The 19,319-nt window shown below is 65.2% G+C and carries 15 protein-coding genes; 8 read left to right on the top strand and 7 right to left on the bottom strand.

Features of this window, described 5'->3' with window-relative positions; translation table 11 throughout:
- Window positions 1-86: 86 nt before the first annotated feature.
- Complete coding sequence (locus GFD25_RS02450) at window positions 87-1,547, top strand: DUF349 domain-containing protein (RefSeq protein WP_163229635.1); 1,461 nt, start codon at window positions 87-89, stop codon at window positions 1,545-1,547.
- A gap of 554 nt (window positions 1,548-2,101) precedes the next feature.
- Here GFD25_RS02450 and GFD25_RS02445 read toward each other — a convergent pair.
- Window positions 2,102-4,723, bottom strand: a complete 2,622-nt coding sequence (locus tag GFD25_RS02445; RefSeq protein WP_163229633.1) for an ATP-dependent Clp protease ATP-binding subunit — start codon at window positions 4,721-4,723, stop codon at window positions 2,102-2,104.
- Window positions 4,724-4,882: 159 nt separating this feature from the next.
- On the opposite strand from GFD25_RS02445, the gene GFD25_RS02440 reads away from it, so the two are divergent.
- On the top strand, window positions 4,883-5,845 hold the full coding sequence (locus GFD25_RS02440) for a universal stress protein (RefSeq protein ID WP_420837538.1): 963 nt from the start codon (window positions 4,883-4,885) through the stop codon (window positions 5,843-5,845).
- Between the two features lie 139 nt (window positions 5,846-5,984).
- Here GFD25_RS02440 and GFD25_RS02435 read toward each other — a convergent pair whose 3' ends face one another.
- Window positions 5,985-7,346, bottom strand: a complete 1,362-nt coding sequence (locus GFD25_RS02435) for an MFS transporter (RefSeq protein ID WP_239512360.1) — start codon at window positions 7,344-7,346, stop codon at window positions 5,985-5,987.
- 144 nt (window positions 7,347-7,490) lie between these two features.
- Here GFD25_RS02435 and GFD25_RS02430 point away from each other — a divergent pair, with 144 nt between their 5' ends.
- The gene (locus tag GFD25_RS02430) at window positions 7,491-8,387 is read left to right on the top strand and encodes a LysR family transcriptional regulator (protein WP_163229628.1); all 897 of its coding nucleotides are present in this window, start codon (window positions 7,491-7,493) and stop codon (window positions 8,385-8,387) included.
- 284 nt (window positions 8,388-8,671) lie between these two features.
- Window positions 8,672-10,201, top strand: a complete 1,530-nt coding sequence (locus GFD25_RS02425) for a DNA polymerase III subunit epsilon (RefSeq protein WP_163229770.1) — start codon at window positions 8,672-8,674, stop codon at window positions 10,199-10,201.
- A gap of 197 nt (window positions 10,202-10,398) precedes the next feature.
- Here GFD25_RS02425 and GFD25_RS02420 read toward each other — a convergent pair whose 3' ends face one another.
- The 3 genes from GFD25_RS02420 to GFD25_RS02410 all read right to left on the bottom strand — a co-directional run bounded on the left by GFD25_RS02420 (window position 10,399) and on the right by GFD25_RS02410 (window position 13,100).
- Window positions 10,399-11,106, bottom strand: coding sequence for a DedA family protein (locus tag GFD25_RS02420; protein WP_163229626.1), 708 nt, complete (start codon window positions 11,104-11,106; stop codon window positions 10,399-10,401).
- A gap of 124 nt (window positions 11,107-11,230) precedes the next feature.
- Window positions 11,231-12,316 (bottom strand): sensor histidine kinase, encoded by a 1,086-nt coding sequence (locus tag GFD25_RS02415; protein WP_163229624.1) that lies wholly within the window; start codon window positions 12,314-12,316, stop codon window positions 11,231-11,233.
- Between the two features lie 52 nt (window positions 12,317-12,368).
- Window positions 12,369-13,100, bottom strand: a complete 732-nt coding sequence (locus GFD25_RS02410; protein ID WP_204314743.1) for a response regulator transcription factor — start codon at window positions 13,098-13,100, stop codon at window positions 12,369-12,371.
- A gap of 255 nt (window positions 13,101-13,355) precedes the next feature.
- Here GFD25_RS02410 and GFD25_RS02405 point away from each other — a divergent pair, with 255 nt between their 5' ends.
- The 4 genes from GFD25_RS02405 to GFD25_RS02390 all read left to right on the top strand — a co-directional run bounded on the left by GFD25_RS02405 (window position 13,356) and on the right by GFD25_RS02390 (window position 17,323).
- Window positions 13,356-14,201 carry an ABC transporter ATP-binding protein gene (locus GFD25_RS02405; protein WP_239512359.1) on the top strand — a complete coding sequence of 282 codons (846 nt, stop codon included), beginning with the start codon at window positions 13,356-13,358 and terminating at the stop codon, window positions 14,199-14,201.
- Complete coding sequence (locus GFD25_RS02400; RefSeq protein WP_163229622.1) at window positions 14,198-14,998, top strand: ABC transporter permease; 801 nt, start codon at window positions 14,198-14,200, stop codon at window positions 14,996-14,998. Before GFD25_RS02405 ends, GFD25_RS02400 begins: the two co-directional genes overlap by 4 nt.
- Before the next feature lie 202 nt (window positions 14,999-15,200).
- Window positions 15,201-16,076 carry a DUF3737 family protein gene (locus tag GFD25_RS02395; protein ID WP_163229620.1) on the top strand — a complete coding sequence of 292 codons (876 nt, stop codon included), beginning with the start codon at window positions 15,201-15,203 and terminating at the stop codon, window positions 16,074-16,076.
- A 5-nt stretch (window positions 16,077-16,081) separates the two neighbouring features.
- Window positions 16,082-17,323, top strand: coding sequence for a MalY/PatB family protein (locus GFD25_RS02390; RefSeq protein WP_163229764.1), 1,242 nt, complete (start codon window positions 16,082-16,084; stop codon window positions 17,321-17,323).
- On the opposite strand, the gene GFD25_RS02385 is transcribed toward GFD25_RS02390, so the two are convergent.
- A complete protein-coding gene (locus GFD25_RS02385; RefSeq protein ID WP_163229618.1) occupies window positions 17,320-17,868 on the bottom strand; it encodes a PadR family transcriptional regulator in 549 nt (182 codons plus the stop codon). The two genes, GFD25_RS02390 and GFD25_RS02385, sit on opposite strands and share 4 nt — an antisense overlap.
- An 80-nt stretch (window positions 17,869-17,948) precedes the next feature.
- A complete protein-coding gene (locus GFD25_RS02380) occupies window positions 17,949-19,313 on the bottom strand; it encodes an MATE family efflux transporter (RefSeq protein ID WP_163229615.1) in 1,365 nt (454 codons plus the stop codon).
- Between the last annotated feature and the right edge of the window lie 6 nt (window positions 19,314-19,319).

Below are 19,319 nucleotides of genomic sequence, written 5' to 3'. Positions count from 1 at the left end.
GGAGGTTGCGGAAAACACCGCGGGTCATCCATGCCCCGCGAGCGGTCCGCATCCCCTCTACCACCTTGTAGCTTAAGGAGCTGGCCATGGCCGACGAGAACGTCACCGAAACCGAGAACACCACCGAAACCACCGAGCAGGCTGCCGCGCCCGCTCCCCAGGAACAGGCCAGCGCGACATCTGCGGCACCGACCCCGGCACCGTCGCCGGCCGCCTTGGCCAAGCCGCATGCGCCGTCCCCGTCGGCATTCGCGAAGAAGCCGCAGCACGTCGCCGCTCCGGCCCCGGCCGCCACCGGCTATGCCGAGGATCAGGTCAAGGCCGCCGAGGCCTTCGGCCGCGTGGACGACAACGGCACCGTCTATGTCAAGGACGGCGAGGCCGAGCGTGAGGTCGGACAGTTCCCCGACGTGTCCAAGGAGGAGGCGCTGGCGCTGTACGCCCGTCGTTTCCTTGATCTCAAGGGCAAGCTCAACCTGTTCGCCGGCCGCCTGAAGTCCAACAACGTCAAGGCTCACGAGATCGACGAGACGATCAAGACGCTCGCCGAGGAGACCGCGCAGCCGGCCGTCGTCGGCGACGTCGCCGCTCTCAAGGCCCAGTTCGAGGCACTGAAGGCCGAGGGCGAGGCCAAGAAGGCGAAGATCACCGAGGCCCGCAAGGCCGCGGTCGCCAAGGCCGTCGAGGAGCGCACCGCGATCGTCGTCAAGGCCGAGGAACTGGCCGCGTCCCTGGGCGACAGCACCAACTGGCGTTCCACCGCCGACAAGTTCCGCGCCCTGTTCGACCAGTGGCAGGAGCACCAGCGCACCACGGTCCGCATCGACAAGGCCGACGCGGACGCGCTGTGGAAGCGCTTCTCCGCCGCCCGCACCACGTTCAACCAGGCCCGCCGCAAGTGGGCCCAGGCCCGCGACACCGAGCGCAACGCCGCCAAGGAAGCCAAGGAGGCGATCATCGCCGAGGCGAACGCGCTCAAGGATTCGACCGCCTGGGGCGAAACCTCGCACAAGTTCAACGAGCTGATGGACCGTTGGAAGCAGGCGGGCCGCGCCGGCCGCAACGAGGACGACGCCCTGTGGGCCCAGTTCCGCGCGGCCGCCGACACGTTCTTCAACGCGCGTCAGGCCGACCGCGACCAGATCTCCTCCTCCGAGAAGGAGAATCTCGCCAAGAAGGAGGCGCTGCTGGCCAAGGCCGAGGCGCTGGTGCCGGTGTCCGACGAGGCCGCCGCGAAGAAGGCCCGTCAGGCCCTCGCCGCCATCCAGGAGGAGTGGGATCAGATCGGCTACGTGCCGCGTGACGACATGCGTCGCATCGAAGGCCGTCTGGACGCGGTCGACAAGCAGATCAAGGCCGTCGAGGACGCCGCGTGGAAGAAGACCGATCCGGAGGCCGACGCCCGTAAGTCCAGCTTCGAAGAGCAGCTCAACGCTCAGCTCGCCGAGCTGAACGAGAAGATCGCCGCCGAGTCCGATCCGAAGAAGAAGGCCAAGCTCGAAGCCGAGAAGGCCACCAAGGAGCAGTGGCTGAGCGCCATCAAGTAAAGGGTTTTTACCCATCCTGGTGTTGGAATAGGCGAAATCGAACCCTATTTCGCCTATTCCAACACCATTTCACATCGCAAGAGGGCGGGTATCGGGACCACATCCCGATACCCGCCCTCTTCGTCCATACCCGACTGATCCCGTGTCATTATTCATATCATCCAATGGAATCGTCCGACGTCAGTCCAGCTGAATCCCCCATCGAACAGTCGGCTTGCGGTAACTCCCACGTTCTCGACGTGACCATTCTCGGCAATCATCCCCATTGTCCCCGACAGTTGCGCCACCGACTTCTCAGCGCAACTATTTCCGGAAATCGCTCCCACCGTCCGTGAATAGTTGCGCTGAGGTCTTCCCAGTGCAACTATTTTGGGAAGTCAACCCCGTTTTCCTGGAATTGTTGCGCCGGCCAATGCTCAGCGCAACAATTCCAGGAGAACGACACATCGTTCACCACCCTTGAACGATTCCAAGGTCCTATAACATAACGTAAGGGGTCCAGTCCGTTCGGACTGGACCCCTTACGTTATGGCGGTGAATCGCCAAATCGCCGTTTACTCGGCGGCGTGCTCTTGAGCGGCATCGCCACTGTCGGCGGCGACCGGCTGCGGCTGATCGGCCGCACCGTCGGCCGCGTCAGCGTCACCGCCGTTCTCGGATTCGTCGGACGCGCCGGATTCGGAAGCGGTCGACTCCTCGAACTTCTCGCCCTTGAAGGTGAACTCCTCTTCAAGCACGTTGTCGCCTTCGGCGTCCACGGTCACCTTCTGGCCGTCCTCCAGCTCGCCCATGAGGATCTTTTCGGAGATCGCATCCTCGATGTCGCGCTGGATGACGCGACGCAGCGGACGAGCGCCGAGCAGCGGGTCGAAGCCCTTCTGCGCGAGCAGGTCCTTGGCCGCATCGGTCAGTTCGAGCGACATGTGACGGTCGAACAAGCGGTCGTTGAGCTGCTTGACGTCCAGATCGACGATCTGGCGCACCTGCGGTTCGGTGAGTTGCTTGAACACGATGATGTCGTCCAGGCGGTTGAGGAACTCGGGGCGGAACTGCTGCTTGAGCTCCGTGCTCACCTGGTCCTTCATGCGCTGGTAGCTCGACTCGGTGTTCGTGCCGAGGTTGAAGCCCGTGTTCGCCATCTTCGCGATGTCGCGCGTGCCGAGGTTCGTGGTCAGGATGATGATGGTGTTCTTGAAGTCCACCTTGCGACCCTGGCCATCGGTCAGATGACCGTCATCCAGCACCTGCAGCAGCGTGTTGAAGATGTCCGGATGCGCCTTCTCGATCTCGTCGAACAGCACGACGGAGAACGGCTTGCGGCGCACCTTCTCGGTGAGTTCGCCGCCCTCCTCGTAGCCGACGTATCCCGGGGGCGCGCCGAACAGACGCGACGCGGCGTACTTCTCTGAGAACTCGGACATGTCCACGCGGATGAGCGCGTCCTCGTCGTCGAACAGGAACTCGGCGAGCGCCTTGGCCAGCTCGGTCTTGCCGACGCCGGTAGGACCAGCGAAGATGAACGAGCCGGACGGACGCTTCGGATCCTTGAGGCCCACGCGGGCGCGGCGGATCGAACGCGACAGCGCGGACACGGCCTCGTCCTGGCCGATGATGCGCTTGTGCAGCTCGGCCTCCATGTTCATGAGCTTCTTGGATTCGGCCTGGGTGAGCTTGAACACCGGGATGCCCGTGGTGTTCGAGATCACTTCGGCGATCACATCCTCGTCCACGACCATCTTGACGTCGGATTCGCCCTGCTTCCAGGCGGTCTCCTTGTCCTTACGCTCGGATTCCAGCTTCTCCTGGCTGTCGCGCAGCTTGGCGGCCTTCTCGAAGTCCTGGGCCTTGATGGCCTCGTCCTTGTCGGCGGCGAGCTTGGCGATGCGGTTGTCGAGCTCCTTGAGCTCCGGCGGCGCGGTCAGGCGCTTGATGCGCAGCCGCGCGCCGGCCTCGTCGATCAGGTCGATGGCCTTGTCCGGGAGGTTGCGGTCCTGAATGTAACGCGACGACAGCTCGGCGGCGGCCTGCAGCGCGCCGTCGGTGATCGTCACCTTGTGATGGTTCTCATAGCGGGAACGCAGTCCCTTCAGGATCTCGATGGTCTCCGCGATCGACGGCTCATACACCTGGATCGGCTGGAAACGACGTTCGAGCGCCGCGTCCTTTTCGATGTACTTGCGGTACTCGTCGGTCGTGGTCGCGCCGATGGTCTGCAGTTCGCCGCGCGCGAGCATCGGCTTCAACATATCGGACGCGCCGAGCGCGCCGTCCGCCGAACCGGCGCCGACGATCGTGTGGATCTCGTCGATGAACAACACGATGTCGCCGCGCGTCTTGATCTCCTTGAGCACCTTCTTGAGGCGCTCCTCGAAGTCGCCACGGTAACGCGAACCGGCCACCATCGAGCCGAGATCCAACGAGTAGACCTGCTTGCCCTTGAGCGTCTCCGGAACGTCGCCCGCGTTGATCTTCTGCGCGAGGCCCTCGACGACGGCGGTCTTGCCGACGCCGGGCTCGCCGATCAGCACCGGGTTGTTCTTGGTGCGCCGGCTCAGCACGACCATCACGCGTTCGATTTCCTTGGAACGGCCGATGACCGGGTCGAGCTTGCCTTCGGCGGCTTCCGCGGTGAGGTTGCGGCCGAACTGGTCGAGGATCGCGGAACCGGTCTGGGCGCGCTTGTCCTGCACGCCGCCGGCGTTCGCGAGATCGCCCTTGTTCTGGCCGTCGCTGCCGGCCGAATTGCCGCGGATCATGTCGATCGTCGCGCTGCGCAGCTCGCCGAGGTCGACGTCCATCTTGATGAGCACCTGCGTGCCGACGCCTTCGCCCTCACGGATCAGGCCGAGCAGGATATGCTCGGTGCCAATGTAGCTGTGTCCCAGCTGCAGCGCCTCGCGCAGGCTCAGTTCCAGCACCTGCTTGGCGTGCGGTGTGAAGGGAATGTGCCCTCCGGGGGCCGCATTGCCCTTGCCGATCATCTCCTCGACCTGTTTGCGGGTGTCTTCCAGGGTCACGCCCTTGGAGGCGAGCGCCTTCGCGGCCACGCCTTCGCCTTCGCGGATCAGGCCGAGCAGCAGATGCTCGGTGCCAATGTAGTTGTGCTGGAGGGCACGAGCCTCTTCCTGCGCCAACACGATCACGCGCCGGGCACGGTCGGTAAACCGTTCGAACATGCTTGTCCTTCCACTCTTGTTAGTCCATAACACTCTACCGATTCGCGGTGACGTTTCTTCCGTTTCTTCCATGAATTGCGCTGTGGACGCAACGCGGAACGATATGCTGGACGTAGTGGCTGTCATACGTTGCGCAAGGGAGGCATCATGACTGACAACATGGGCAACGGAACGCTCCTGTCCGACATCGTGGTCGGCGTGGACGGTTCCGACGAATCGTTCGCCGCGCTGCGCTGGGCGTTGCGTGAATCGCGTCTGACCGGACAGCGGGTGAACGCGGTCTATGGCTGGACCCGCTCGTGGGACATGGGCGCGGAACCCGATACCGAGGAAGGCTGGCAGCGGCTGCGCGAGCGCATCGCCGAACGGCTGAAGGATTGGGTGGACGAAGCCGTGGCCGGCATGGACGTGCCGGCGGATGCGGTGACGCTCACGTCGGTGCATGCGTCCGGCACGGCGGCGTTGCTGCGCATCGGCAAGGACGCGCAGCAGATCGTGGTCGGCCGCCGTTCGCTGGGTCGCGTGGCGCGCTGGTTCACGGGGTCGTTCTCCGCGTCGCTCGCCGAGGAGGCCACCGTGCCGGTCACGGTGGTGCGCATGGCCCACGACGAGGACGAGACCATGCAGGACGCGATCGCGAACGCGCTGTCGTCGTCCGAGACGGGGACCACTGGCCATGACCGTCAGCCGGCGGGCGGAGACGCCCGGCCGGTGGTGGTCGGCGTGGACGGATCGGCGACGTCGCGGCGCGCGCTGGAGTTCGCCGCTCATGAGGCACGTGTGCACGGCGTTCCGCTGCAGGTGCTGTTCTGCTGGCAGTTGCGCGATCTGGGCACGGTGCCGGGATTCGAAAACGCGATCGCGTCCGTGGAGGCCGGACAGAAGCGGGCCGAGCAGATTCTGGACGAGGTGCTGGCCGACCATTCGTTCATGCAAGGGCTCGACGTGGAGGCGCACGCGTTCCATATCGCCGCGGCGAAGGGTCTGATCACCGCGTCGAGGTACGCGGGACATCTCGTGGTCGGCTCGCGCGGACTGTCCGGCTTGGACGCGCATTTCCTCGGTTCGGTGTCGAAGCAGCTCGTCGCGCTGTCCGAGTGCACGCTCACCGTCGTGCACTGATACACATATACACGCTGACATATCAGCGTTGACATCATGATGGGACGGTCTCCATGACCGCCCCATCATGTTTTTCATACCGTTATATATATGCGATCCCACTCGCATTTCCGTTACGGCGGCATCGCCGGAACGCATCTCACCGCTCGCGCCACCGCAGCAGCTCAAAGACGAGCACGTACGCCAACAGCACCGCCGACGCGACGAACACGGACCGCAAAGCCACATCAAGCGACGGCAGGAACGTGGCGATGACGCCGAACACGGCCACGCCGATCGCGCCGCCGACCTGACGGAACGTGTTGAACATGGCCGACGCGATGCCGGCCTGCGCCGGGTCGACGGAACGCAGGACGACGCCGGCCGCGGCGGGAGTGGTGATGGCCGCGCCGAAACCTACGATGCTCAGGCCCGTCGCGACGACCCACACGGGAATCGGCGCGGGAGCGAGGAATTCGAACAAGAATCCGGCGATCATGATCGCGAGTCCCAGCGTGATCGAGAATCTCACACCGTGCGCGGTGATGATGCGTCCGCCGATCAGGTTGCCGATGATCGTGACGAACGCGGACGGCACGAACACGAGGCCGGCCGCGAACGCCCCCATATGCCGCTCGTTCTGCAGGAACATCGTGCAGATGAACACCATGCCGTACCAGTTGAAGATCATGATGAAGCCGATCTGCAACGCGACCTGCATGCCGCGGATGCGAAACAGGCCAAGCGGCATCATCGGGGCGACGACCTTGGTCTGGGAGACGACGAACAGTACCAGCGCGAGCAGCCCGACGCCCAGCAGCACGAGCGTCGCCGGAGCCGCGACACCGATCGCGCCAACTTCGATGATGCCCGCGACGAGCGTGGTCAGTCCGGCCAACGCGAGCGCCTGACCGATCCAGTCGAAGCGAATCACCCGGCGCGGCGAACGTCTGATGCGCGGTGCGAGCACGAGGATAAGCAGGCAGAACGGCACGTTGATCACGAACACCAGACTCCAATGGATCGGCGTGAGCAGACCGCCGAGCAGCGGACCGACCGCCGAGGCCGACGCACCGCCCGCGCCCCATAGTGCGAGCGCCCACGCACGGCGGCGCGGGTCGGGGTTCGCCTCGTTGATCAGCGACATGGACGCCGGCAGGATCAGCGCGGAGGCGACGCCGAGCACACAACGACCGAATACGAGCGCCGCCATCGACCACGCAAACGAACAGAACAGCGACGCGAGTCCGAACAACGCGGCGCCGATGAGGAACACGCGTTTCGCGCCGAACCGGTCGGCGAGACTGCCGGCGAGCAGGAGCAACGCGGCGAACAGCAGCGTGTACCCGTCGACGACCCACTGCTGGACGGCCATGTCGCCGCCGAGTTCGGCAGCGATGGTGGGCAGCGCGACGTTGACGATGAGCACGTCCATGCCAGCGAGGAACGAGGCGACCGAGGCGGCGACGGTGACGGCCACCGAGGACGAAGGAGATGGGGATGAGAATGCAGTACGGCCCATGCGTATCCTATCTGTACGTTCGTTATCCATACGTTGTTGCGATGACTATAATAGGACGCAGAAACGTTGGTATTGCTGGGTTTATGAATGATTGTGGTTTACGACATGTAAACCACAGGTTTACACACATCCAAGGAGGCGCCCATGTACGACCGCAGACTCGACGCGATCATCGCAGCGTCGGACACCGGCAGCTTCGCGCAGGCCGCGCGCAGGCTGCATATCTCCACGCCGGCCGTCGCCAAGCAGGTCACCACGTTCGAACGGGAATACGGTCTGACGATCTTCGACCGTTCCCGCTCGGGCGTCACGCCGACCCAAGCCGGCGCGCAGTTCATCGGCGACGCGCGGTCGCTCGTAAGCGAGTCGAACGAGATCATCCGCAGGACCCGCCAGCGCATGCATCAGCATGCCGCGCCGGTCCGACTGGGCATCTCCATCCTGCGCCCGGCCCGCCGCATCCTCGACCTGTGGCAGCGGTCCGGCCAGCCGGGCATCCGGCTGGAACTCGTGTCGATGCCGGACGACAGCACGTCGATCCAAGACATCATCACGCATCTGGGCGAGGACATCGACGTGATCGCCACCGCATTCGTGCCGGATCATTGGACCGGCATCTGCGGCACGCTTCCACTGTCATACGAGCCGCTGTGTCTCGCCGTGCCGCGCGGCAATCCGCTCTCGCGGCGGGCGAGTCTCACGATCGACGATCTGACCGACGAACGCATCCGCATCCTGCAGCGCGGCAACGGCACCGACGACATCGCCCGCGACCTGCTGGAGCGCAATCCCGGCATCACGCTGGTCGACATCGAGCGGTACGACCTCGACCTGTTCAACGAGTGCGCCGAGTCCGGTGATCTGCTCATCTCCAAACCGATGTGGGACGGCGTGCATCCGCAGCTCGTCAATGTGCCCGTCGATTGGCCGGAACCGGTCGGCATGCAGTACGGGCTGCTCTACCCGCTCTCCCCCGCCCCGCAGGTCGCCGCGTTCGTCGATCGCATCGCCTCACTCAACCGGCGGTTCGCGGATCGCTGACGATTACGCGCAGTCTGTCAGCATCCATCGGCTGTGAGCGTTACCATGGAAGACGTGGGGAACGATATTTCCATGATTTCCATGATGATGAATAGATGAGTATGAGTGATATGAACGATATGAATGACAGTATGAGCAGAGAACAGACAGACAACGATCAGGACAACAACCAGAACGTCACCGGCACCGCAGCCGCGACCGATACGACGACCGCCGCAGCCGCGACCGTCGACCGCACGTGGCTCACCAAGGCCAAGGACACGATCGGCCAGTGGGCGTACATCATGTTGAAGGACGCCGACGACCACGACATCGACTGGGACTGGGTGCGTTCGCTCGATCTCGAGCACGGCATCGGCGTCGCCCGGCCGGCCGATCTCGAACCGGGCGCGGCAGGCAACGTGCACGACCTGCTGAAAGAAGATCTCGCGATCCGCGACCGGCTCGAGGCGATCATCGCGAAGATGAGCATGGTCTTCATGCGCGATTTCGACCGGCATATCAAGACATACGAGCTGCCGCGCGCGCTCGCGTACGCGGATCGTCGCCTGACCGACCAGATCGATCTGTTGCGCGACCGCGGCGTCGCGGAAGGACTGTGGACGATCACCGACGAGGACCGCCAGCGCGTCACCGTGCCGGTGCTTCACGCGGTCGAGGGCGGTCCGCTCACCGACGACGATCTGGCCAACATCCAGGATCGCACCGCCGAAATCGTCAACGCGCGCGCCGAGCAGCGCAAGGCCGACCGCGAAAAGCGCGAGGCCGCCAAGCACGAACGGCAGATGGCACTGTTCGAGGCGGACGAAAAGCGGTACGGTTCCGTAGAGGCCGGCCCCGACGAGTCCGCGCCGGCCGATTCGAGTTCGGATGCGAACAGCGCGGACGATCTGGTCGAGGGACCGCAGATCATCAACGACGACAATCCGGCCGTGCCGAGCATCGAACAGGTGCATACGAACGAGACGGCGGTGCCCGAGGCGCGCTACGAACGCTCGCGTCACGCGGCCGCCGAGCACGTGGCCGCGCGTCAGGCCGCCGCGCCGAAGGACTACTGGCGCGAGGTGTATCTGCCCGGCCGTGACGTGGACAACGTGATGGGCATCGATCTGGAGACGAACGGCACCGAACCGTACCGCGCGTACATCATCGACGTCGGCTTCGAATACATGAACATGAAGTCGCCTCGTCCGACCGAGGCGGCTGGTGCCGGATACGCATACGACAAGGACTATTACGAGTCCGGCGACGCGTACGACCAGCATCGTTTCTCCTTCGGCGTGACCCCGGAGGCGGCGCGCCACGGCAACGCGTTCATCATCCAGCTGACCGGCATCGACATCAGCCAGCGCACCGGCGCCGAATTCCCGCTGTTCGACGAGGACCCGGACGCGCAGGCCGACCTCCTGCGCCGGCTCACCTCGCAGCCGTTCGTGGCGCATATGGCCACGTTCGAGCACAGCTTCTTCATGCTCAACGTGGCCGGTTACGCGGAGGCGTACCGCAACGGTCACGTGACGATCATCGACACGCTGCCGATGAGCCGCCTGTGGGACGAGGGTTCGATTCCGTGCGAAGGCCATCCGGACGGCGACAACACGCTGGACGCGTACGCCAAGCGCCAGGGCGCGCTGCACGAGGACGACGCCGAACGGCATCTGGGCCTCGAGGACACGCATATCATGCTGCTCGCGATGAAGCATCACCTGACGCAGCTCAAGGCCGAGGCGCGCGGACCGTGGGGCCCGGGCGGCAAGGCGGGCGTCGGCGGCAAGCGCATCGTCAACTATCGCCGGCGCACCTGGCGGCGGTAGTCGTAGAACCGTCCGTGCCGATCCCCTGCGCGATCCGGCATCACAGAAACGTCACTATGTTTGAGTGATCTCGACATCCACTCGAATATAGTGACGTTTTCAGTATTCCAATCATCACTATGTTCGAGTCGGCACCGTGATCGCTCGAACATAGTGACGGCAGGGAAGGCAGCTGTCGGCGGCCGACCACCGGCCGATCAGCGTGCCGCGGCCATCCGCGAGCGCACTTTGACGACCACGTACCAGACGAACAGCACGACGATCACCGCCGCCACCGCGACCTGGAACCGGTCGAGCACGCCGAGGATGCCGCACCATTGCGACCCCAGCAGATAGCCGGCCATGACGAGGATCGTGTTCCATACGAGCGAGCCGAACGCGGTGAGCAGCGTGAACCGCAGCAGATTCGTGCGCGCGATGCCGGCCGGGATGGAGATCAACGATCGTACGATCGGGATGACGCGGCCGATCAGCACCGACCACGATCCGTAGCGGGCGAACCAGTCGTTGGCCTTGTCGATGTCGCTCGCGTCGGTGAGCGGCATCAGGTCGAACAGGCGACGCATGCGCTCCGCGCCGATCGCATAGGCGATGCCGTAGAGCACGAGCGCGCCGACGACCGAGCCGAGCGTCGCGCCTCCGATCGCCTCGAACAGGGTCATGCGGCCCTGCGCGGCGGTGAATCCGGCGAGCGGCAGGATGACCTCGCTGGGGATGGGCGGGAACAGGTTTTCGAGGAACACGGCGACTCCGGTGCCGAGCCAGCCCATCGTGGACATGAGTCCGACGAGCCAATCGGTGATCGCGCCGATGAAGCCTCCGGCGGAGACCGGGCAGGAGGTGATCGCGGCGGCCGCCGGCGCGGTGGCGAGAATCGTTGCTGTGGTGAGGGTTGCAGTGATCATGGCCGCTACGCTACGGCAGGTCGGCTTAGGCGACGCTAAGCGTGACGCCATGCATGACGGTCATACGTGACGCTATGCATCGGCTGCGAGGGAGGATCGCGTCGGATGGCCGTCGCCGATGACGTCAGTCGTCCGTCTGCACCGACCCGACAGCCATCGCCGACCCGGCAACCTCCGACAGCGGCAATGTGATGAGCATGGTGGTCCCGTTGGCGGACGTGGATTCCACGTCGAGCGTGCCGCCGTACCGGCTGGCCACGTCGCGGGCGAGCGCGAGTCCCAGACCGTAGCCCTGATGCGCGGTGCCGTCGTCGTCGCGCGCGAACCGGCGGAACAGCCGTTCGGGATCGTCGCCGATGCCGCCGCCGTGGTCGGTGATGCGGATGGCCGCCGCGTCGCCGTGATGCAGGTATCCGAGCGAGACGGTGACGTCGGTGCCGTCCGGCGCGTGCGCGATCGCGTTGTCGAGCACGGCGACCACGCACCGAGACAGGCCGACCGTATTGCCTTGCACGACGAAATGCGCGGGATCACCGTCGATGCGGGTCGTGACGGTCACGTGGCGTTCGTCGGCGAGAGGACGCACCGAGTCGACGGATTGTCTGATCGCCGTGTCGAGCGCGACCGGCTCGGTGTTGACCGCGCCGCGCGCCGCGACGAGCAGGTCGGTGAGGATCGCGTTCATGCGGTCGACGTCGGCTCGCAGGTCGGCGATCGCGGCATCGATCGGCTGGCCGTGCGCGCGACGGAAGTCGATGAGGTCGATGCGCGTGGAGATCACCGCGAGCGGCGTCTTCAACTCGTGGCTGGCGTCGGCGACGAAGTGCTTCTGCAGTTCGAGCGCGTGTTCGAGCGGCGCGACCTCCTTGTGCGAGTAATGCCAGCCGATGAGGGCGACGGCCGCGATGACGCCGGCGACGAACAGCAACGTGAACGCGATGGCCTTGCGCGTGTCGATGACCATCATGCCGGAACCGAACTGTTCGGTCACGGACATGCTGTTCGGGTCGAGGCCGCGTTCGGCGAATTCGTGCCGCGAGCCGAGCAGCACGCCGGCCGCGAACAGAATGCCGCCGGTCACCGTGACGACGGCCATCGCGACGGTCATGCGCAGGCTGATCAGCCCGGCTTTGGTGTGGTTGAGTCGTGGCCTGCCGTGCAGGACGGCCGTGATGCGATGCCATGCGTGACGTTGTGTCGTGTCGTTCATTGGTGTCGATTTCTCGTGAGATGAGATGGATGGCGGCGCTGGGTGACGGCGATCAGTCGGCGAGCGGATTGCCGATACGATAGCCGCGTCCGCGTACCGTGTCGATGATCGCGCGGTCGGTTTTGCCGCGCACGTAGGAGACGTACACGTCGACGGTGCCCGCGTCGGCGCCGTCGGAGAACACCTGGCTGAGCAGTTCGTCGCGGGAGAACACGTGGTCGGGCGATGCGGCGAGCGTGGCGAGCAGCTTCGTTTCGGAGGCGGTGAGTGAGACGGCGTGCCCGTCCGGGTTTTCGATGAGGTTCGATCCGGGTTTGAGCAGCCAGTCGCCGATCTCGATGCCGGCGGCCTGCGCGTGGAATCCGCGCAGCAACGCGCGCAGTCGGGCTTCGAGTTCGACGAAGTGGAACGGTTTGGCCAGATAGTCGTTGGCACCGGAGTCGAGTCCTTCGACGATGTCGTCCACGCCGGACAGGGCGGTGAGGACGAGCGCCGGCACGGCGACGCCGCTGCCGCGCAGGGTGCGGATGAGATCGAGTCCGTCGCCGTCGGGCAGCCGTCGGTCGACCACGAGCACGTCGTAACGGCCGGAACGCAGCAGCTCTCGGGCGGCACCCGCCGACTTGGCCCAGTCCACGCGGTAATCGGGGGCGAGCATTTCGCTGGTCATCGAACCGAGGTTCGGATCGTCTTCGATCAGCAGCACCGCGGGCAGCAGCAGCCGCAGCGGGTCGCGCATCGCATCAGTCGCACGCCGTCCGTCGCCGGTGTTCGCATCACTCATCGTCCATCACGTTCCTCATTGTAGTGGCCGCGGGAATCGCACGGCCGTTCCGCCCGCCGCACCGCTTACGAACGGTCCGCGGCACGGTTTACGAACGTCCGCGGCACGGTCCGCGAATCGGTCCGCGCGGCCTGTGGCAGCCTGCGCGGCCCGCGTCTGCCACCGCAGCGTCCACTCAACGCCAAGCCGTCTAAGAGAACGCTTAGAATCGCCGCGAACGGCCGGATCGTCGCGTTTCCTCGTAGCATGGCGAGCATGGAGACCAGTATTCAGCCATTGTTCACGGCAGAGCATGCGACGTGCCGGATGCCGAAGACGACGACGGCCGCGGCGGACGATGCGGTGCGGCTGCCGTCATTGTTCCGCGGCTTCGCGCGCGCTCATGACGACGTTGAGTTCAGGACCATTTTCTCCGACGTGGCGTTCACGTTGCGTCGCGGGGACATCGTCGATCTGGTCGGCCCGTCCGGCGCCGGCAAAAGCACGCTGCTGACGACCGTCGCGCAGCTCAACCCGTATGCGAGCGCCGATCTGACGCTGGACGGCACGCCGAGCACGGCGATGACCCCGGAACGTTGGCGGCGCGAGGTGGCGTATCTGCCGCAGCGGCCGACGTTGACCGGCGCGAGCGTGCGCGAGGCGATTCTCATGCCGTTCACGTTGCGCGTGCACCGGTTCGCCGACGACGGTTCGTCGCTGGCCGAGCGCCGACCGGACGAGGCGACGCTGCGACGCACGCTGAACACGGTGGGGTGTTCGGACATCGAGCTTGAGCGGCCGCCGCAGGACCTGTCGGTGGGCCAGCAGGCGCGCGTGTGCCTGCTGCGCACGCTGCTCACGCTGCCGAAGGTGATGCTGGCCGACGAGGTCGACGCCGGCCTGGACGAGGAGAACGCGGACAAGGTGGGCGAGATCCTCGCCTATGCGGCGCGGGAGAAGGGCATGGCGATCGTACGCGTGCGGCATCGCGCGGCGGACGGACGCGCGACGCGCACGCTGCATCTTGAGGCGGGCATGCTGACGGAGATCACGGGGAACGCCACGGCCGCGCCCACGCAGACGCTCGGCGGCGAGCATACGGAAAGCGAGGCGACGCGATGAACGGCACGAGCGCAGGCTCCTACCCCATCGACGTGTGGGGTCTGATCATCACGATCGTTCTGGTGGCCGTGGCCGCGGGACTGTCGTATGCGATGCGGCTCGGCGTGCACCGGCAGATGCTGTGGGCGACGATCCGTTCGCTCATCCAGCTGCTGGCGATGGGCTACATCCTCAAGTTCGTCATCGAGCAGAACAATCCGTGGCTGGTGTTCGCGCTGATCGCCGTGATGATTCTCGCGGCGGTGCAGATCACGATGTCTCGCGCGGCGAACATTCCGCGTTCGGTGATGCCGTCGGTGCTGCTGACGCTGACGGCGAGCGTTATTCTGCAGGTGTGCGTGGTCACGGAGATGATCGTGAGGCCGCACCCGTGGTACGCGCCGACCGTATTGGCGACGTTGAGCGGCATGCTGCTGGGCAACGTGGTGTCGGCGATCGCCGTGGCGATGAGCCGGTTCTTCTCCGACATGGACGCGCGCCGCTACGAGATCGAGATGATGCTCAGCCTTGGCGCGACGCCGTTCGAGGCGGCCAAGCCGTCGATCATCTCGTCGGTCAAGCTCGGCATGATCCCGACGATCTCGCAGCTCGCGTCGAGCGGCATCGTGCTGATCCCGGGCATGATGGCCGGTCAGGTGATCGCGGGCGCCGACCCGCTGACGGCCGCGAAATACCAGTTCGTGGTGCTGGCGGTGATCAGCGCGCTGACGCTGATGGCCGATTCGCTCATCATGATCCTGATCTACAAGACCTCGTTCACCGCACTGCACCAGTACCGGCCGTCGAACGAACGGTAGGCCGCGCCGGTGTCCGTGCGGTCGGGTTCCGCCGCGCCGACTCCCTCCGTGCAGACTTCCGCCGTGCCGACTTCCGCCTCCGCGTGTTCGCTATCCGAGTGATCGTTGACTTCGAGCGCTTGAAGTTACCACAATCGGATAGCGGACGGCCGCCCGACACGACGGCCCATCGGGACGAGAGCCAAGCATCAGAGGACGTTTCATGAACGAACCTGCAACGAACCCGCAACCGGGCGTCATCCGCCAGGCTCGCCTGACCGGCGAGCGCGCGGAATTCTTCGCGCACGGCACCACCTACATCGACACGATTTTCGCGGACGGCGAGTCGCCGCTCAAGCATGCGAGCAATGTCACGCTGGACAACTGCTCGTTCCAGTGGAAGTATCCGCTGTGGTACGCGCACGACGTCACCGTGCGCAATTCGACGTGGTTCGAGATGGGCCGTGCCGGCGTATGGTACACGAACCGCATGCTGGTGGAGGATTCGACGATCGAGGCGCCGAAGAACTTCCGCCGCGCGAACGACATCACGCTGCGGCACGTCGACCTGACGAACGCCGAGGAGACGTTCTGGAGCTGCAACGACGTGACGTTGGACGACGTGGTCGCCCGCGGCGACTATTTCGGGATGAACTGCGAGCGCGTGGCCGCGTCCGGCTTCCGCCTGGTCGGCAACTACCCGTTCGATGGCGCACGCGACGTCACCGTGCGCGATTCGCGGCTCATCTCCAAGGACGCGTTCTGGAACACGGAGAACGTGACGGTCGAAAATTCGTATGTCTCCGGCGAGTACCTCGGCTGGAACTCACGCAACCTCACCTTCGTCAACTGCACGATCGAAAGCCTGCAGGGGCTGTGCTACATCGACAACCTCGTCATGAAGAACTGCCGTCTGGTCAACACGACGCGCGCGTTCGAATATTCGACCGTGGACGTGGACGCGCACGGCACGATCGACAGCGTGGTCAATCCGACCGGCGGCGTGATCCGCGCGGATGCCATCGGCACGCTCACGTTGGAGGCCGATCGCATCGACCCGTCGAAGACGACGATCATCACCGGGGAGCGTGCGGCATGAGCGAAATGAACGATACGAACCGCACGCATGACCGTAACCGCAACGGCGCCGCGTTCGATTTCGATACGCCTGTGGACCGTTCCGGCACCTGGTCGCTCAAATGGGAGGAGGCCGGCGGCGCGCTGCCCATGTGGGTGGCCGACATGGACTTTCCGACCGCGCCGGCCGTGCGCGAGGCGCTGGAACGCCGCGTCGCGCACGGCGTGTTCGGCTATTCTATCGTGCCGGACGAGTGGGCCCGGACGTACGTCGACTGGTGGGGTTCGCGGCACGGGCTGACGATCGACCCGGCATCGCTGATCTTCACGACGGGCGTGATCCCGGCGATCTCAAGCATGGTGCGCAAACTGACGACGCTGGCCGAGAACGTGGTCATCATGACGCCCGTGTACAACATCTTCTTCAATTCGATCCTCAACAACGGACGCAACGCGCTTCAGTCTCCGCTCGCCTATGACGCGGCCGCCGGACGATACGGGATCGACTGGGACGATCTGGAAGCGAAGCTCGCCGATCCGCAAACCTCGCTGATGATTCTGTGCAATCCGCACAATCCGACCGGCATAGTCTGGAATCGTGCCACGCTCGCGCGCATCGGCGAGCTGTGTTGGAAGCATCACGTCACGGTGATCAGCGACGAGATCCATTGCGATCTGACCGATCCGGACGTGGGGTATGTGCCGTTCGCGTCCGTGGATGAACGGTGCGCGGAGATTTCCGTGACCTGCATGGCGCCGACGAAGGCGTTCAACATCGCCGGCCTGCACACGGCGGCCGTGATGGTGCCAGATCCGACGCTGCGGCACAAGGTGTGGCGCGGGCTCAACACCGACGAGGTCGCCGAACCGAACGCGTTCGCCATCGATGCGGCGATCGCCGCATTCGGTCATGGCGGCGCCTGGCTGGACGCGCTGCGCGGATATCTGGCGGATAACAAGCGCGAGGCGGCGCGGCTGGTCGACGAATACAACGCCTCCGTCGACCCCGGCCGGCGCATCACGCCGGTGATCGGCCCGGCCACGTATCTGCTGTGGATCGACTGCTCGGCGTTCGTCGGCGACGCGTCGCGGTTCGCGACCACCACCGAGCTGTGCGATTGGCTCAGGCGCGAGCACAAGGTGATGTTCTCCCCCGGCGCGCAGTTCGGCGGCAACGGAGAACGGTTCATTCGCATCAACGTCGCCTGCCCGCGCGCGCGGATGCGCGAGGGGTTCGCGCGGCTGTTCGCCGGTCTGAGACTTTCCTAGGAAAGTCTCGCCTCGGGGTCCTCGATGCCGAGCATCGAGCGCAGCCAAGTCAGCTCGGCGGCGATTTCGGCGTCGTGCACGCGGATGATGCCGCGACGGTACGGGTCGTCGATGCGGTCGAACGGTATCGGATGGCCGGCGTCGCAGTAGAAGAAATGGACGTCGCCGCGCGACAGCAGGTCATAGCGTCGGCGCAGCACCGCGTCGCGGTCGGCCTTGTCGGGCACGACGGACAGGAACGTGAGCACGACGGTCCATCGGGTGATGTCGGAAACGTCGAATCCGTCCGCGGCCTTCAATTCGTCGATGAGACGCTCACGCCCGGCGTCGAGCAGCGTGAACAGACGACGCTGGCGTCCGTCGCGCAGTTCGGAGCGTTCCTCGATCAGCCCGGCCGCAACCAGTCGCCCGGTCGCCGGGTAGATCGCGCCGTCACTGAACTTGCGCGCGTATCCCTGCAGCTGTTCCATCTTCTTGCGCAACTCGTAGCCGCACATGGAACGCTCGGCCAGGAATCCCAGAATCATCGTCTCGATTACGCTCATGCGGTTCAGTATATCTCGTTTCGACATATGAGATGGCGATATCATCCCAGCGCGCAACCCGCGAGCGGATTCGGATACGGCTAGTCGCGCGACAGTTCACGCAGGATGCGCCGCTGGAACGGCACGGTCACGGCGAAGGACAGCACGTCGGACACGGACTGCGCCATCTCGACGCCGAGCACGCCGAGGAAATGCGGCAGGATCAGCACCGCGGGCGCGAGGAACAGACCCATGCGGCATACCGCGAGGAACGAGGCCACGCCGGTTTTGCCCATCGTCTGCGTGGACATGTTGCCCATCATGTTCACGCCGTTGAGCGCCACCGTGACGCACTGGAAGTGCAGCGCGGCCACGCCCACCTCGACCACGGCCGGGTCGGAGCGGAAGATCTCGACCAGCTGCGGAGCGAACGCCCAGATCAATGCACCGAGCACGACGAGCACGACGGTCGACAGCCGCACGCAGAACCAGTACGCCTCCTTGACGCGATCGTACTTTCCGGCCCCGTAATTGTAGCCGCACACCGGCTGGAAGCCTTGGCCGAGACCGACGATCACCGAATTGGCTCCGAGCATGATGCGCATGACGATGGCCATGCCGGCGATGGCGGCGTCGCCGAACGGGTTCGCGGCGATGTTCACGCAGGTGGTGGCGATCGATCCCGCTCCCTGGCGGATCAGCGACGGCAGGCCGCCGCCGGCGATCTCGCGCATGAGCAGCACGTCGGGCCGGCAGTCGCGCGACGACAGTCTGATCACGCCGAGCTTGCGGCTGAGCGTGGTCAGGATCAGGAAACTCATCGTCTGGCAGATGCCGGTCGCAAGGCCCGCGCCGAAGATGCCGAGGTCAAGGACGAAGATGAACAGCGGCGCGAGCAGGAAGTTGAGCAGCGCGCCGGACACGAGGCCGGTCATGCCGAACGCGGACTGGCCCTGATACCGCAGCAGGCCGTTGAGCGCGAACGATCCGCACACGCACGGGGCCGCGACAAGGATCGGCGTGAGATACTGCACGGCGTACGGCGCGATCGTGGACGTGGAACCGAGGGCGACGACCAGCGGACGCAGGGTCAGCAGGCCGAGCACGGCGACGACGAGCCCGCATGACACGGCTCCCGTAAAACCGATGGCGAGCAGTTTCGAGGCCCGCTCGTTGTTCTGCTTGCCGAGCTCGCGGCTCATGGAATTGCCTGCGCCGTTGCCGAAGAAGAATCCGATGGCCTGCAGCACGGTCATGATGGAGAACGCGATGCCGATCGCGCCTGATTGCGCAGTGCCGAGTCGGCCGATGAAAAACGTGTCCGTGAGATTGTACGCGGTGGTGACCAGGTTCGAGATCACCGCCGGAATGCACAGCCTGAGGATGAGCGGGCGGATCGGCTGGCCGGTCATCTGCCGGTATTTCGCGTCGGCGCTCGCCCGTTTGATCGCATGTATCTGAGCCACGGTGGC

This window comes from Bifidobacterium aerophilum (assembly GCF_010667685.1).
GTDB classification, from domain to species: Bacteria; Actinomycetota; Actinomycetes; order Actinomycetales; family Bifidobacteriaceae; genus Bifidobacterium; species Bifidobacterium aerophilum.
This window is presented reverse-complemented; position numbering and strand designations above follow the sequence as displayed.